The 15,630-nt window shown below is 39.4% G+C and carries 10 protein-coding genes; 5 read left to right on the top strand and 5 right to left on the bottom strand.

Annotated features, from left to right (window positions below):
- Positions 1–2: 2 nt before the first annotated feature.
- Positions 3–2,663 (top strand): glycoside hydrolase family 3 N-terminal domain-containing protein, encoded by a 2,661-nt coding sequence (locus ACJVDH_RS15750; RefSeq protein WP_443944360.1) that lies wholly within the window; start codon positions 3–5, stop codon positions 2,661–2,663.
- Between the two features lie 50 nt (positions 2,664–2,713).
- Here the strand turns inward: ACJVDH_RS15750 and ACJVDH_RS15745 are convergent, their stop codons facing one another.
- From ACJVDH_RS15745 to ACJVDH_RS15725, 5 genes are all read right to left on the bottom strand, one after another.
- The gene (locus ACJVDH_RS15745) at positions 2,714–3,799 is read right to left on the bottom strand and encodes an Ldh family oxidoreductase (RefSeq protein ID WP_443944359.1); all 1,086 of its coding nucleotides are present in this window, start codon (positions 3,797–3,799) and stop codon (positions 2,714–2,716) included.
- 78 nt (positions 3,800–3,877) lie between these two features.
- On the bottom strand, positions 3,878–5,464 hold the full coding sequence (gene bshC, locus ACJVDH_RS15740; RefSeq protein ID WP_443944358.1) for a bacillithiol biosynthesis cysteine-adding enzyme BshC: 1,587 nt from the start codon (positions 5,462–5,464) through the stop codon (positions 3,878–3,880).
- Positions 5,465–5,552: 88 nt separating this feature from the next.
- Positions 5,553–7,385: an alpha-L-fucosidase gene (locus tag ACJVDH_RS15735; RefSeq protein WP_443944357.1), complete on the bottom strand. Its 1,833-nt coding sequence runs from the start codon at positions 7,383–7,385 to the stop codon at positions 5,553–5,555.
- 180 nt (positions 7,386–7,565) lie between these two features.
- A complete protein-coding gene (locus ACJVDH_RS15730; RefSeq protein WP_443944356.1) occupies positions 7,566–9,449 on the bottom strand; it encodes a DEAD/DEAH box helicase in 1,884 nt (627 codons plus the stop codon).
- A gap of 330 nt (positions 9,450–9,779) precedes the next feature.
- Positions 9,780–10,247 carry a DUF4293 domain-containing protein gene (locus ACJVDH_RS15725; RefSeq protein WP_443944355.1) on the bottom strand — a complete coding sequence of 156 codons (468 nt, stop codon included), beginning with the start codon at positions 10,245–10,247 and terminating at the stop codon, positions 9,780–9,782.
- 294 nt (positions 10,248–10,541) lie between these two features.
- On the opposite strand from ACJVDH_RS15725, the gene truA reads away from it, so the two are divergent.
- From truA to dctA, 4 genes are all read left to right on the top strand, one after another.
- Positions 10,542–11,297, top strand: a complete 756-nt coding sequence (truA, locus tag ACJVDH_RS15720) for a tRNA pseudouridine(38-40) synthase TruA (RefSeq protein WP_443944354.1) — start codon at positions 10,542–10,544, stop codon at positions 11,295–11,297.
- Positions 11,298–11,413: 116 nt separating this feature from the next.
- On the top strand, positions 11,414–13,183 hold the full coding sequence (locus ACJVDH_RS15715) for an ABC transporter ATP-binding protein (RefSeq protein WP_443944353.1): 1,770 nt from the start codon (positions 11,414–11,416) through the stop codon (positions 13,181–13,183).
- A gap of 42 nt (positions 13,184–13,225) precedes the next feature.
- A complete protein-coding gene (locus tag ACJVDH_RS15710; protein ID WP_443944352.1) occupies positions 13,226–14,251 on the top strand; it encodes an isoaspartyl peptidase/L-asparaginase family protein in 1,026 nt (341 codons plus the stop codon).
- Between the two features lie 80 nt (positions 14,252–14,331).
- Positions 14,332–15,600, top strand: a complete 1,269-nt coding sequence (dctA, locus tag ACJVDH_RS15705) for a C4-dicarboxylate transporter DctA (RefSeq protein ID WP_443944351.1) — start codon at positions 14,332–14,334, stop codon at positions 15,598–15,600.
- The last annotated feature ends 30 nt before the right edge of the window (positions 15,601–15,630 follow it).

The raw sequence follows: 15,630 nt of genomic DNA, 5'->3' as shown, positions 1-15,630 counted from the left end.
ATATGTCGATTAAACATACTGCAAAATACGCTGTAGTGGCCGCATTCATGGGCATCGCTTTGCAAGTTCAGGCACAATTACCAACCTATAAAAATCCTAAAGCGGCGGTGCCGGCAAGGGTAAAAGATCTAATTGCCAGAATGACGCCCGAAGAAAAATTCTGGCAGTTATTTATGATTCCTGGAGAGGTAACCGAGCAGAACAAAGCACAATTTAAACATGGTATTTTTGGTTTGCAGGTGAGTGCTGCTGCGCAAGGTAGTGGCAATGCACAGCAAATGCTTACCTACAACACGTCTGAAGATGCCTTATCACTGGCTAAAAAGATCAATAAAACCCAAAAATATTTTATTGAAGAAACCCGTTTAGGCATACCGATTATTCCTTTTGACGAAGCTTTGCATGGTTTGGTGCGCCAGGGTGCCACGGCTTTTCCGCAATCTATAGGTCTGGCCGCCACTTTTGATACCACAATGATGGCAGAAATTGGTTTGGCAGTTGCAAAAGAAGCGAAAGCGCGTGGTTTGCGGGATTTGCTTGCACCCGTAATCAATATTGCAACAGATGTACGCTGGGGAAGGGTAGAAGAAACCTATGGAGAAGATCCCTTTCTGACCACCAGAATGGGGCATCCGTTTATGAAAGCCATAGAAAAAGAAAACATCGTGGTTACACCGAAACATTTTATTGCCAATGTTGGCGATGGTGGTCGCGACAGTTATCCCATAGAAATGGATAAACATTTTCTGGAAGAAATTCACTTTCCGCCGTTTCAGGATGCTGTACAAAAGGCTGGTGCACGTTCTTTAATGACTTCTTATAATAGCGTTTACGGTACGCCTGCAACGTCTAATTACTGGTTGCTCACAGAAAAACTGAAAAAGGAATGGGGATTTAAGGGGTTTGTGATTTCTGATGCAGGTGCCGTGGGCGGAGCTAATGTACTGCACATGACTTCCAAAGATTATACCGATGCAACGGCTGCTGCCATGAATGGTGGTTTGGATGTTATTTTTCAGGTAGATTACAATCATTATAAACTTTTTCTTCCTGCCTTTCTAAACGGTAGCGTCTCAAAAAAACGTATTGACGATGCTTTAACACGCGTTTTAACTGCAAAATTTGAACTCGGGCTTTTTGAACATCCTTATGTAGATGAAAGTATTGCAGCCAGTTTGTTAAAAGATCAGCATGCACGTCAATTGGCAAAAAAGGCGGCACTAGAGTCTTTTGTACTCTTGAAGAATGATAAACAAACGCTGCCAATCAATTCTGCAAAGATTCTTCTTGTTGGAGAAGATGCTGCTGAAGCGCGTTTAGGCGGTTACAGCGGCACCGGGAATAATAAGATCAGCATTTTTCAAGGCTTACAAGAATTGGCAGGCAAAGATTCAAAAATCAATTACCTGAAAGGAAATAGTCGCGAGCCAAAATCCTACTTAGTTGTAGATAGTCAGTATCTACAAACAAATGGTCAGCGGGGTTTAAATGGTGAATATTTTAAGGGCTTAAACTTAAAAGAAGAAGCTGTTTTAAATCGTATAGATAAAGCTGTAGATTTTAGCTGGACACTTTATCCAGCCGATTCAAAATTGGCTTTAGATGATTATTCTATTCGCTGGAAAGGCGAAATCTCCCTACCTGAAAATGCCGACGTAAACATCGGATTACAAGGAAACGATGGCTTTCGGCTGTATCTAAACGATAAATTGTATATTGATCATTGGGAGAAAAAATCATTCAGTACGCAAATGGTTCCTTTTCATTTTAATAAAAATGAAAAATATGCCATCAGGATAGAATTTTATGAACCTAAAGGCAATGCGAAAATAAAACTGATCTGGGATTATCTGGTTAAGCCCAACAACGAAATAAAAGAAGCTGTAGATGCAGCCAAAAAAAGTGATGTTATTGTGGTCGTTGCCGGAATAAAAGAAGGTGAATTTTTAGACCGTGCGATGTTAAATTTACCCGGAAATCAAGAAGAATTAATTCATGAAATGACAAAAACCGGTAAACCTGTTGTAGTTGTTTTGGTTGGTGGAAGCGCAATAAATATGCAACCTTGGTTGCATAAAGTTGATGCGGTACTGAATGTATGGTATCCGGGAGAAGTTGGCGGAGCTGCAGTTGCAGAAACGTTATTCGGCATTTCAAATCCTTCTGGTAAACTACCAATTACGTATCCCATTCATGAAGCGCAGCTTCCGTTGGTTTACAACCATAAACCTACAGGAAGAGGTGATGATTATAATAACCTGAGCGGAGAAGCACTTTTTCCCTTTGGTTTCGGTTTAAGTTACACCACTTTTACCTATGATAAACTTCTGCTGGCGAAGAAAAATATCCAAAAAAATAGCTCAACAGAAATGAGTTTTACGTTAACCAATTCTGGTACGGTTGATGGTGATGAAGTTGTACAACTCTATATGCGGCCGGTTTTGAGTAAACGCGCACAGCCCGTTCTTGCATTACGTGGATTTCAGCGCGTACACCTTAAAGCAGGTGAAAGTAAAACCGTAACGTTTAAAATTGATAAAGAAATACTACAAACGCTCAATGATGAGAACAAATGGAACGTTGAACCTGGCGAATATCGGCTTATGATCGGTTCGTCCAGCAAGGCTTTGTATCTCAAAGAAAACCTTACTGTTTCAAAGTAATTATTGTCTGTCAAAAACTCCGGAAATTCATTAGTTTCCGGAGTTTTTGTTTACTGTAATGGCGAAATCTGTAGTTTGCCTGCAAGTTCATTCAGGTCATTTATCACAACATCAATCAGCGGTATTCCTTGTAATTTTCTTTCTTGTTCAAAGTTGTATTCCGGTTCTCCGGGAATAATTACTTTTTTCTCCGGATCAAATGTAGTCGCGTTTTTAAAACGATCGATCCAGTTGTCGAGGTGGTTTTTAAAATCTTCTGCAGGGCGAAATCCATCTACACGCATTGCACCCAGAAAATGTCCTAATCCTTCGCCAACCGGATTTGCCGAGGGTTCAAGGAAAGCCACGAATGGTGGCGCCCAAGGGCCGTAATTGGCGCCAGAAAGTACAGCAGAAAGAATATCTACTGTTGCGCTTAAACCATAACCTTTATGGCTGCCGTGGTCTTTATCACTTCCAAGTGGCAGCAAAGATCCGCCAGTTTTTAATGTGTTCGGATCACTGGAGATTTCGCCATTCTGACCTTGTACCCATCCTTCCGGAATGCTTTTATTGGCACGTTGTGCAATTTCTAATTTACCGTTTGCAGCAGCAGCAGTTGCCATATCGACCACAACCGGCGGAAATTTGCCTGCCGGAAAAGCATAACACATCGGGTTTGTACCCAACATCCGCTCATTTGAAAATGTTGGCGCTACCAGCGGACTGGCATTGGTCATACTAATTCCGACCATATCTTTTTCTACAGCCATTAATGCGTGGTAACCTGCAATACCGAAATGGTTAGAATTTTTCACAGAAACCCAGCCACTTCCATACATTTCTGCCTTTTGAATAGCAATTTGCATCGCAAATGGCGCAACAACTAAACCCAATCCGGCATCTCCATCTACAGTTGCTGTTGTAGGCGTTTCGTGAACGATTTTAATATCTGGCGTAGGATTGATGCGGCCTTTTTCCCATAAACGTACATAACCACTTAATCTGGCCACTCCGTGCGAATCAATTCCCCGTAAATCTGAGCGTACCAAAACATCTGTTGCGAGGTGTGCATGCGCATCAGAACAACCCATTTTTTTGAAAACGTTGTAGGTAAATGTTCTGAGATGAGATTCGGTGAAAGTTATGAAGTTCATTTTCTATCGTTTATCGTAATTGTGAGGTAGGTCAGCAAGTGTTGTAGGATTGCTTCGTGCCTCACAAGAACCTATTATTTATGGTAAAAGCAGAGTAAAATCGCCTCCAAGCGGTTCAAAATTTTCTATACAAGACGAAAGAAAATCTTCTCCATAATTTACATACATTGGTGCGATATTAAGAATCCGTTCTTGGAGGGTTCCATTCGGGAATAACCTCTTTTTAACGTTTTCAATCTGTATTAGTGCCGTTTTATGTTTGCGTTTTTCTGCCCGGAAAAGTTTCTTTTCCAAGTTGGCGAGTAATTTATCCGTTTTTTGTTTGGCCGTATCTGCAGAGATAGAAAGTGTTTTATCTATCTTATATGCATTTAGTTTAATCTGATCGAAAATGCTGTTTACGGATCGGATTTCATCGGCAAGACTCAACTGCATAGTCGAGTTTTTGCGTACCCAGATGTTTTTTAATTCTTCCACCGGAAGGAAAAAATCAGCCAGATCAAAACCTAAACTGTAAATGTTTTGCGCACTGCGCTCATCTATCAGCAATGCAGAGTTTCGCAACAACAATACCGGGAAGTCAACTTTGTAGAAATCAAAATTGGCCTTCAATTGCATCCAATAGGCAACTTCGGCGCCGCCACCAATGTAAGCAATGTTCGGTAAAATCACTTCCTGGTACATTGGTCGCATCACTACATTCGGACTAAAACGTTCTGGATATTGTTCAATTTCCTGTTTCAGTTCCTCAGCAGAAAAACGGATATCGGTATGGTTTACAGTATACGCATTGTTTTCAAAAATTAAGCGCTCGCGTAAATCATCTTTCAGGTAAAAGAAATTAATGTCGCGGCCGTTTACCTGAGATTTATAACCGGCATTTTCAAGCTTTGCGGATGTCTGTTCAATCAGTTTTGAACTGTTGTGTTCTGTAATGTCTGCAAGAATGATTGGTACAAATTGTTTTTTCAGTTGATGATCGTCGGCGTTTACAATCACCAGTCCGTATTTTTCAAAAAGGTTATTTACCAGAAAACGCGTTGCATCGGCAAGGTTATCGTGTTCCAGATAAGCTTGTTCTACCAATTTGGCAATGTGTTTGCCGTTTTTAGAAATACCCAGATAACCTTTGTACGCCAAAACAGCAGCGGCAACGGTTTTTGTACTTAAACGGCCGGTTGCGCCATTGGTTTGCTGAATCCAGCTGATGTTTTTTTCATCAACACTTACGTGGTTAATTTCATCAAAATCATGATCTTCTGTTGCCATCCAATAAACAGGTACAAAATTTTTATCCGGATGTGCAATTTTCAGTTCAATGGCGAGGTTAATTGCCGTTACAATTTTATAGATGAAATACAGCGGACCGGTAAATAAATTGAGTTGATGGCCCGTTGTTATCGTATATGTATTTGCATCGGCCAGCAAATCTATATTTTTCGATACCGATTTATTGACGTTGAGTTTTTGATATTGTTGGTGAAGAACATTGACCAGAACCTCGCGGTTGCCCAGAAAATTTCTTTTCTCAATCGCTTCTGCCAAACCGTCCATATCTGGCCGATAAGAATAGAAAGGATGAAGTTCTGTTTTGTTGTTAATGTAATCGAGAACAAGCTTAGAAAAAGATCCTGTTTCCTGATACGAAATATACTTTGCCTGCATAATTTGCGAATTAAGGTAAATTTAATCAGAAATTATTTTTACCAACTATATTTTACAAAGGATAGATAAAATGGCGCAAGGGCGAAGTTTAATTATTTTGATCCAATACACCAACATATTCCCGATAAAGGTCAACAGGGCCATCCAACAATACGTTTATGATCGTAAAATCTGGATCTAAACGATCTGACGGAAGTGGAATGTACACAATACCCGGAATTTTGCTCCAGTACAATTTATTGTAAATCTCGTACGGTAAAATTGTCCCTTCGCCCACAATGCGGATGCGGTTAATCTTATTCTTCAATCCTTTTAAAGCAATTGGTCCGCTGGGTTTACCTTCTACCACCAAATAGAGATTTTGTTTATCGGCCGATAAAAAAGTTTTACCCTGAAAATGTCCACTTGGAATGCCATTCTGTGTGTTAGATAATGCTTCTGCATTTTTTAAGATCCATTGATAGCTGATCTTATCAGTTTCTGGATTTTTTAATTGAAATTGGCTTCCATCTGCATTAAGTTTTATCCGATCAAATGGATTATTGTGCTCCGCAACCTGATTGATTATAGCTGATATTTTTTGCGTAGAATTAAGCCTTTTATCTGCCAGTAAAGAGTCTAGTGGAATTGTACTTTTTTTCGGGAGATTGCGTTTTAATCTTTCATTAAAATGTACTGCAATTACGGTTACATCAGAATCATTTGCTGCATCTGGAATTTCGATCAGATAATTGCCTTCGCCGATTTTTTTGTAATTGATTTTTCCAGAGTAGCCAACAATTTCCATGTTTTTCACAACGGATTCAATCCCTTTTAATTCAAAACCGTTTTTGCTTTTGTAATCTGCATAAAGAAAAAGTGTTTTGCCATCTTTAGATTGTGCTGTTTTACCATTAAAATGATCTCCGTCAATACCTGCAACTGCTCCATAAATGGCTTCAGCATGTTTGTTTGTCCATTTGCCCAAACGTTTTAAAATTTCTTGTTGTTCTGGTGCGATTGTACCATCGGCTTTTGGCCCGATATCTAAAAGAAGATTTCCGCCCATACTGATACAGTCAACCAATGTGCGGATAATCATATTTGCAGATTTGTAATGTGTATCATAAGGTTGGTAGCCCCAGGAATCGTTCATGGTGTAACACAATTCCCAGTAAGGCGATTTCGGTTTAAGAACCGGAATACCTTGCTCTGGTGTTTCGTAGTCGCCATAATTGCCCAAACGCGAGTTGAAGATTACATTCTTGTTTTTCCCTGTAAGGATATTTTTAATCGTGGGTACTTGCCATTCTTCGGCGCTATGCTCCCAATCGCCATCAAACCAATACAAATCCGGATTGTAATTTTCGGCTAATTCTTTGAGTTGTGTTTGCTGATATTTTAGAAAAGCATTCCATTTTTCAGGGTCTTTTTTGCTGTCGTAGCGTTTGCGTTCTCTGGTAAAAACGTCATAATTTCCATAAGACCAATCTGGTAATGAAAAATAGATTCCGGTTTTCAGGCCAGATTTTTTCAGGGCTGTTACAAACGGAGTAAGTACATCTTTTTTTGCTGCGCCACTTTGTGGGATAGTTAAAGCATCTTTCGCTTTGCTGTTCCAAAGCGCTACACCATCATGATGTTTGCTGGTGATTACCGCATATTTTGCACCACTTTCTTGAATGAGTTTTACCCATTCTTCGGGTTTGTATTTTGCTGCGGTAAAACCCGAAAGTTGGCTTTTATAATTCGGGTAGCTGATGTAGTTGTTGAAAAATGACCAGGATTCAGAAATTCCATTTACCGAATAAATTCCCCAATGGATAAAAATGCCAAGTTTTGCATCGGCAAACCAATTCATTTTATTTTCTTTCTGTTGTGCATTAAGCTGAAATAACAGGAGGAATAGGATAGCGGTTAGGAATGATTTCTTTACAGGCATGTTTTGCGGTTTAGTTGAACGTAAATATATCCCATTTTGAGGGATGATGAATTAAACGTAATTGCTAATTTTTTAAGTCTGATTGCCTAATCTGTTACAAATGGAATGTAAAATAACGGAAATAAAAAAAGCCAGTTTCGAATATTCGAAACTGGCTTAAATATATCTGGTTGGATGATCTTACCATTTTTTGCGGCCACCTTCACGGTTGCCACCTTCTCTGCGTCCACCGCCATCACGACTTCCGCCACGCTCTCCGCGATCTTCACGTTTGCGGCCAGAGAAATCTCTGAAACCACCTTCGCGATTTCCGCCTTCCCGTCTGTCTCCGCTGCGTCTGTCTCCGCCGAAACCACCACGACTGCCACCACTTCTTCTGTCGCCGCCACCACCGTAGCTACGTCCGCCGCCGCGTCTTTCGCCGCCGCCTTCACGACCACCATCGCCGCTTTTTTCAATGCGTACCTGGCGACCATTAAATTCAACAGATTTAAAGCCTTCAAAAACTTTATCAGCAACATCGTCTTCAACTTCAAAGAAAGAGAAAACACCTTTTAAGTCGATTTTGCCAACGCTTTTTCCAGCAATTTTACCGTTATTGCAGATGAAAGATAACATATCGCCACGTGTAAATTCGTCTACCGAACCTAAGTTGATAAATAAGCGGGTATAACCTTCGCTACCGCGTCCGCGTCTTTCGCCACGTTCGCCTCTTTCACCACGATCATCTCCAGCAGCTGCATTCAAATCAGGTGCTTTAGAATAGTAATCTAAGAAACGGTTAAATTCTAATGAAGCAAAACGTTTGATTACATCTTCTTTAGATAAATCAGCAAACTCATCCATAATACGCGGAATGTATTGATCGATTTGTTCGTTGTTAACTTCTACGTTATGTACTTTATGTACTAACGAGAACAGTTGTTTTTCGCAAACATCAAATCCGGTTGGCAATTCAGCTTTGGTAAATTGTTTACCAATGATGCGCTCTAACTGACGGATTTTACCTAGTTCTTTAGAGTTGATGATACAGATTGAAATACCAGATTTACCAGCACGACCGGTACGGCCAGAACGGTGCGTATAACTTTCAATTTCATCAGGTAATGAATAATTCACTACGTGTGTTACGTTGTTTACATCGATACCACGTGCAGCAACATCAGTTGCAATTAACAATTGCATATTACGCTCGCGGAAACGTTGCATTACTTTATCACGTTGTTGTTGAGATAAATCTCCGTGTAAAGCATCGGCATTGTAACCATCTTTAATTAAATGCTCAGCAATATCCTGAGTATCTAGTTTTGTTTTACAGAAAACAACACCGAAAATATCAGGATTAAAATCTACAATACGTTTTAAAGCAGCATATTTATCACGAGCACGTACAATATAATATTCGTGTTCAATGTTTACGTTACCTGTATTTTTTGTGCCCATAGTTAATTCTACAGGTTCGTGCATGTATTTTTTAGCAATACGGCGCACTTCTGCAGGCATTGTTGCCGAAAATAACCAGGTTTTTTTGTCATCAGGAGTAGTTGATAAAATATCGTTGATGTCATCCTGGAAACCCATGTTTAACATCTCGTCAGCTTCATCAAGCACAACATATTTAACGTTTGAAAAATCAATGGCTTTACGGCCAATGATATCCAACATACGGCCGGGCGTGGCCACTACAATTTGTACGCCATTGCGTATTTCACGTAGTTGTTGCATAATGTTCGCACCACCGTAAACGGCAACTACGTGGGCATTAGCAATGTTTTTAGAAAAGTTTTTAAGGTCGTTAGCGATTTGTAAACAAAGCTCACGTGTAGGGCATAAAATCAATGCCTGTGGTTTATTTACTTTGAAATCGATTAGTTCTAACAGCGGCAAACCAAATGCGGCTGTTTTTCCTGTTCCTGTTTGGGCCAAACCAACAAAATCATTAGTGCCTTCTAACAGTACAGGAATACTTTGCTCCTGAATCGGCGTTGGATTTTCAAATCCAAGGTCCTTTACGGCATTAACGACGTCATCACTTATCCCCAATAATTGAAATGGGTTTGTCATTCGTCTTTTATTTTTTAATTGAGCCGCAAAGGTACGGTTAATAATCCGTATTTTACAGATAATCAAATAAATAGTTTTTTGGTTTAACTATTTGAAAACGAGTTAGTAAAGTTTTGCGCGCGCTGCTCTCGCTTAAATGTGCCGTAATGCTATTCTCCGGGTAGATTAAATGTGCAGAAATTTTTAATTTTTTTTGTGGGGTTTTGTCATTTTGTTACAGACGCTTGTAGAATTTTGTTCAAACGTTACGCACAGATTTTACATATTAACATAAGAATGCAATTGTAACGTTTGATTGTGCCTCGAAAAAAGCTGCGAATTGTTGTGCTTTTATCTTAATCGCTCAGCAGAACGAATCAATCTCTCGTCTTTATTAATACCAAAAATGGCCAATACAATAAATAGAATGGCTACGGCAGGTAGGTAAGCACCAACGCCAAAAGTTGCACCTTCAACTCCGCCAGGCAAATCTTTAGCAAATATGCTGCACCAAAAAGCAAATCCGCCAATAAATATTATGGTAATAATTGAGGCTCTTTTTTGAAAAGTTCTTCTTTTAAAGTTGAATATGTTGATGAAACACATTAGAATAATGGCAACGTGAATAATGATCAGAGGTAAGAAAACATCAACTGTTAAAGGTTTGCCGGCTTTTGTTGTATCATAATAATGAAGACCGTTGGTAAACGCCTGGGTGGTTGAGCCATTTACCTCTTTTGAGGCAATTGGAAAAAACAACATTAAAACCAAAACAAGTGTGGCCAAAAGCAGCCAGATGGATTGTACTCTTTGTATCATGTCAATTTATGTTTGCGCAAACTTAGCTAAAATTGCATTTGCTTGCAAAGGCTATATATCTGTGTTTTTTCGCCGCCAGGTTATCCGGCGAAGCCGATGTATTTCTACATTATAATACATTTCTACTTTATAAATACAAATGGAAGTATTTGTTTTTCGGTTTCTGTAAATTTCATCAATGCATTGTTTTGCGGCCAGAAACCCCACAAATAATAAAATATTTACAGTGTGAATATATTTTAATCGCCACAATCACCTTACAGAATACAATGAAAAAAGTATTTTTGCAACGCTTTGACTAAAAAACGGTATTTCATAGAGATTGCTTACGATGGTACACTTTACCACGGTTGGCAAACACAACCCAATGCATTAACAGTTCAGGAATTGTTAGACAAATCATTGTCGACAGTTTTCAGGCAACCGGTAGAAACTTTAGGTTGCGGGCGCACAGATACCGGCGTGCATGCAACAGAGTTTTTTGCACATTTTGATCTCGAAAATGTAGAAGACAATAAAGTGGATACTTCGCTTTCTGGCATAAACGCATTACTTCCATATCAGATTGCAGCAAAACGGATTATTTTGGTACATGCCGATGCACATGCGCGTTTTGACGCAAAAGCACGTGCGTACAAATATTACATGCATTTTCATAAAGATCCCTTTAAACTGAACAGATCGTGGCTTTTGAAAGATACACTGGATGTGGAACTGATGAATACTGCGGCAAATTTACTATTGAGCTACGAAGATTTTTCGTGTTTTAGCAAAGCGCATACGCAAACATTTACAAACAACTGCAAAATTACTAGAGCGTATTTTGAAGAGGTTGCCAACGGTTTGGTTTTTACGATTGAAGCCGACAGATTTTTGCGCAATATGGTTAGGGCAATTGTAGGTACATTGGTGCAGATTGGAAAAGCAGAGATTGATCTTAACGATTTAAAAGATATAATTGAAAGTAAAAATAGAAGCAAGGCCGGACAATCTGTTCCCGCTTGCGGATTATTTTTAGTAAAAGTAGCATATCCTTATATAAAGGAATGAGGAATAAGCATTGGAAAGATGGTGCGCCAATTCTAAAACAGAAAAGATTTGGAACAGCAGCGTTCTTTCGCAAAAACTCAGGCATTTAAAACGCACTCAACCAAAATTAGAAAAAGATGGCAGTAACGGGCGATGTATACAACACAGGGTTATTAAAACGTATTTTTAAATATGTAAAACCTTATCGTGGCATTTTTATCTGGTCGGTGGTTTTGACTGTACTGTTGGCGGCAATATCGCCGGTACGTCCGTTTTTAATCGGCTATACAGTTGATAAATTTATATTAAGTGGCGATTATAGCGGCTTGCAGCGTATGACCATATTGCTTATTGTGGTGCTTGTTCTGCAAACCCTTTGCCAATACAGCCAAACACTGGCTACCAATACACTTGGCCAATCGGTAATTCGCGATTTGCGCATAAATGTATTTAACCACATCACCCGGTTAAGACTAAAGTTTTTTGACCGCACACCAATTGGCCAGCTCATTACACGTACCGTTTCCGATCTGGAAACCATTGCCGATATCTTTTCTGAAGGATTGATTTCCATGATTGGAGATTCTTTACAGGTTGTGGTCATTATTGGCTGGATGCTGTGGATTGATTGGAAACTCACATTGGTGGTTTTATTGCCCGTGCCTTTACTTGTAATGGCTACACGTAAGTTTCAAAAATCGATTAAAGTTGCTTTTCAGCAAATCCGTGCAGAAGTCAGTAATCTGAATACCTTTCTTCAGGAACATATTACCGGAGTATCTATCATTCAATATTTTGCACGTGAGGATCAGGAGTTTAGAAAATTTAAAACCATTAACAAACGCTATCGCGATGCAAACATCAGATCTAACTGGTATTATTCCATATTTTTCCCGGTTGTAGAATTAATTTCTGGCTTTTCGCTTAGTTTACTGATTTGGTACGGATCAAAACAAATCCTTAATCATCCTTTAGATGTATCTCCAGGTACCATCATGAATTTTATTATTTATCTGGGTATGGTATACACGCCTATTCGCCAATTGGCAGATAAATTTAATACTTTGCAAATGGGAATGGTTGGTGCAGAACGTGTATTTAAAGTGCTGGATACGGATGAAAGAACGCTAAACGACGGAACTGAAACGCCAGCAGTATTAAATGGCAACATCGAGTTTAAAGAGGTTTGGTTTGCATATAATGACGAAAGTTTTGTGCTTAAAAACCTGAGTTTCTCTGTCAAAGCGGGCGAAACCGTTGCGCTTGTTGGGGCAACAGGTGCAGGGAAATCATCAACCATAAATATTTTAAACCGGTTTTACGACATTAAAAAAGGAACGATAACCGTTGATGGGATAAACATAGAGAACTTTGAGCTCGATTATCTGCGCAGCAATATTGCCACGGTGTTGCAAGATGTGTTCCTGTTTTCTGATACCATTTTCAATAACATCACACTCAATAATCCAGATATAAAATTGGAAGATGTGGTAGACGCCGCTAAAAAAGTTGGCGCACATGACTTTATTGAGCGTTTGCCCGGAGCTTATCAATATGAAGTGATGGAACGGGGCGCAACACTTTCTGCCGGACAGGCACAGTTGATTTCTTTTATCCGCGCGCTGGTACATAATCCTGCCATTTTGGTTTTGGACGAAGCCACTTCCTCTGTGGATACCGAAACTGAATTGCTGATCCAGAAAGCGATAGACAGTTTAATGAAAGACCGTACGTCAATTGTTATTGCTCACCGTTTGTCTACTATTCAAAAAGCAAACCAGATTATTGTACTGGATAAAGGCGAAATCAAAGAAAAAGGTACGCACCAGGAGCTTCTAAAACTTGATGGATACTATAAAAAACTGTACGATCTGCAATTCTCCTCAGAAGGAATTTCTAAACAATAATCCATCAGAAATGACTATTTTAAGGCCTTCAAACAAAATATAATGAAAGCCCTGAAACTACTTCCCTTTCTTTTTGCATTTGGCCTTTGGCTAACTGCATCTGCCCAACAGAAAAAATATGTAATGGTTATTCACGGCGGTGCCGGAACAATCTTGAAAAAGAATATGTCGGCCGAGAAAGAAGCCGAATATATTACTGTGCTTACACAGGCACTTAAAGCAGGTTACGCAAAAATTCAGGAAGGGAAAAGCAGTTTAGATGCGGTGGAAGCAACCATTCATGTAATGGAAAATGATCCTCATTTTAATGCTGGTAAAGGTGCAGTGTTTACACATGAAGGGAGAAATGAGCTAGACGCTGCTATAATGAATGGTAAAAATTTAATGGCCGGAGCTGTTGCTGGTGTAACCACCATTAAAAATCCAATTTCTGCCGCGCGTGCTGTAATGGAAAAATCTGAACATGTAATGCTTATTGGAGATGGTGCAGGAGAATTTGCCAAAGAAGCCGGACTGGAACTGGTAGATCCGAAATATTTCTGGACAAAGGAACGCTGGGATGGATTACAAAAAGCCATTAAGCAAGATTCTTTAAAAGCAGTTCTGGATCATGGCAACAAAAAAACTTCACTTCTGGGAACAGAGAATCACGATTACAAATTTGGTACTGTTGGTTGTGTTGCGCTCGATAAAGACGGCAATCTGTCTGCCGGAACATCAACCGGAGGTATGACCAATAAAAAATATGGAAGGGTAGGCGATGCACCAATAATTGGCGCCGGAACCTATTGCAACAATGAAACTGCCGGAATTTCCTGTACCGGTTGGGGCGAATTCTACATTCGAAATGTGGTGGCCAAAACCATTTCAGATTTAATGGAATATAAAGGTTTATCTGTTGTGGAAGCATCTAAAACCGCTTTGGATAAAGTTGGTAAAATGGGCGGAGACGGCGGATTGATTGCCTTAGATAGAAAAGGAAATATGACCATGCCTTTTAATACTGAAGGCATGTACCGCGGCGCAATAACTGAAGATGGAAAAATTGAAGTGTTTATTTATAAATAGTATGTGCACATGCTTGCCCACTTCAGTAACTGTATATTGATAAATTAAAAAAACATATATTACAGCTTCAAACAAGCAAAATGAAATCAATTTTTTCTAATCTAACTTTCCAGGTGCTAATTGCCATAACAATTGGTATTCTGGTTGGTGCATTCTTTCCGCAATTTGCTTCAACAGCGAAATTAATTAGTCAGGGCTTTATCAATATGATCAGCATGTTAATTGCGCCGATCATTTTTTTTACCATTGTATTGGGTATTGCCCATATGGGCGATATGAAAAAAGTTGGCCGCGTTGGTGGAAAGGCCTTGCTATATTTTGAAATTGTGAGTACAGTTGCTATTGCCATTGGACTGCTAGTTGCCAATATTCTCAAACCTGGCGCTGGTGTGGCAACCGGGAATACAGACGGAAATAAAATTGCCGGATATGCAGAGCAGGCTAAAGGTATGAACTGGGCGGAATTTTTTTTGCATATTATACCACACAATGTAATTGCCTCATTTGCCGAAGGAAATATTTTACAGATTCTATTTTTTGCAATTCTTTTTGGCTACGGTTTAAATAAACTGGGCGGCGAAGGAACTGCGGTACTTAATGCTTTCGATAAAATATCGAAAGTATTGTTCAAAATTATGAAAGTAGTAATGCGTTTGGCACCAATTGGCGCTTTTGGTGGGATGGCTTTTAGTATTGGAACCCATGGCTTGCAGAGTATTTTTGGAATGGCCAAATTGATGGGATCGGTGTATCTTACTTGTATTCTATTTATTTTTGTGATTTTAAATGGAATTGCCCGTTATTATAAATTCAGCCTTTGGCAATATCTGAAATACATCCGGCAGGAAATACTAATTGTATTAGGCACCTCATCGTCAGAATCGGCTTTGCCCAGTATGATGCAAAAAATGGAAGCTTTCGGTTGTGATAAATCCGTTGTCGGATTGGTTATTCCTACGGGATACTCATTCAATCTGGATGGTACTGCAATTTACCTCGCAATGGCTGTAATCTTTTTGTGTCAGGCATTTGACGTCGATTTGAATGTTGGGCAGCAACTAACTATTCTGGGTATTTTGATGGTAACTTCAAAAGGTGCCGCAGGTGTAACCGGAAGCGGTTTTATCGTTCTGGTGTCTACACTAACTGCAATGAAAATTATGCCGATCGAGCACATTTCTATTTTGATTGGTGTAGATCGTTTTATGAGTGAAGCTCGCGCCATCACCAATGTAATCGGCAATGGAATTGCCACAGTTGTAATTGCTAAAAGTGAAAATCAATTTGATCAGGAAAAATATTTGAAAGCCATCCAGCCGGCAATGATTGAAAAAACGGAAGAAAGTTAGGATAATTGATATTTAAGCCTTGGTTTATTT

Origin of the sequence: Pedobacter terrestris (assembly GCF_052343045.1) — a bacterium.
Classification (GTDB): domain Bacteria; phylum Bacteroidota; class Bacteroidia; order Sphingobacteriales; family Sphingobacteriaceae; genus Pedobacter.
Note: the sequence above shows the minus strand (reverse complement) of the source record. Positions and strands in the feature narration are given on the sequence as shown.

Bases quoted from the DNA above. Each gene is read 5' to 3' on its own strand.
- ACJVDH_RS15730 (WP_443944356.1), bottom strand. From the start codon at position 9,449: ATGACAAACCCATTTCAATTATTGGGGATAAGTGATGACGTCGTTAAT.
- ACJVDH_RS15725 (WP_443944355.1), bottom strand. From the start codon at position 10,247: ATGATACAAAGAGTACAATCCATCTGGCTGCTTTTGGCCACACTTGTT.
- dctA (WP_443944351.1), top strand. From the start codon at position 14,332: ATGAAATCAATTTTTTCTAATCTAACTTTCCAGGTGCTAATTGCCATA.
- ACJVDH_RS15750 (WP_443944360.1), top strand. From the start codon at position 3: ATGTCGATTAAACATACTGCAAAATACGCTGTAGTGGCCGCATTCATG.
- ACJVDH_RS15745 (WP_443944359.1), bottom strand. From the start codon at position 3,799: ATGAACTTCATAACTTTCACCGAATCTCATCTCAGAACATTTACCTAC.
- ACJVDH_RS15735 (WP_443944357.1), bottom strand. From the start codon at position 7,385: ATGCCTGTAAAGAAATCATTCCTAACCGCTATCCTATTCCTCCTGTTA.
- ACJVDH_RS15710 (WP_443944352.1), top strand. From the start codon at position 13,226: ATGAAAGCCCTGAAACTACTTCCCTTTCTTTTTGCATTTGGCCTTTGG.
- ACJVDH_RS15715 (WP_443944353.1), top strand. From the start codon at position 11,414: ATGGCAGTAACGGGCGATGTATACAACACAGGGTTATTAAAACGTATT.
- bshC (WP_443944358.1), bottom strand. From the start codon at position 5,464: ATGCAGGCAAAGTATATTTCGTATCAGGAAACAGGATCTTTTTCTAAG.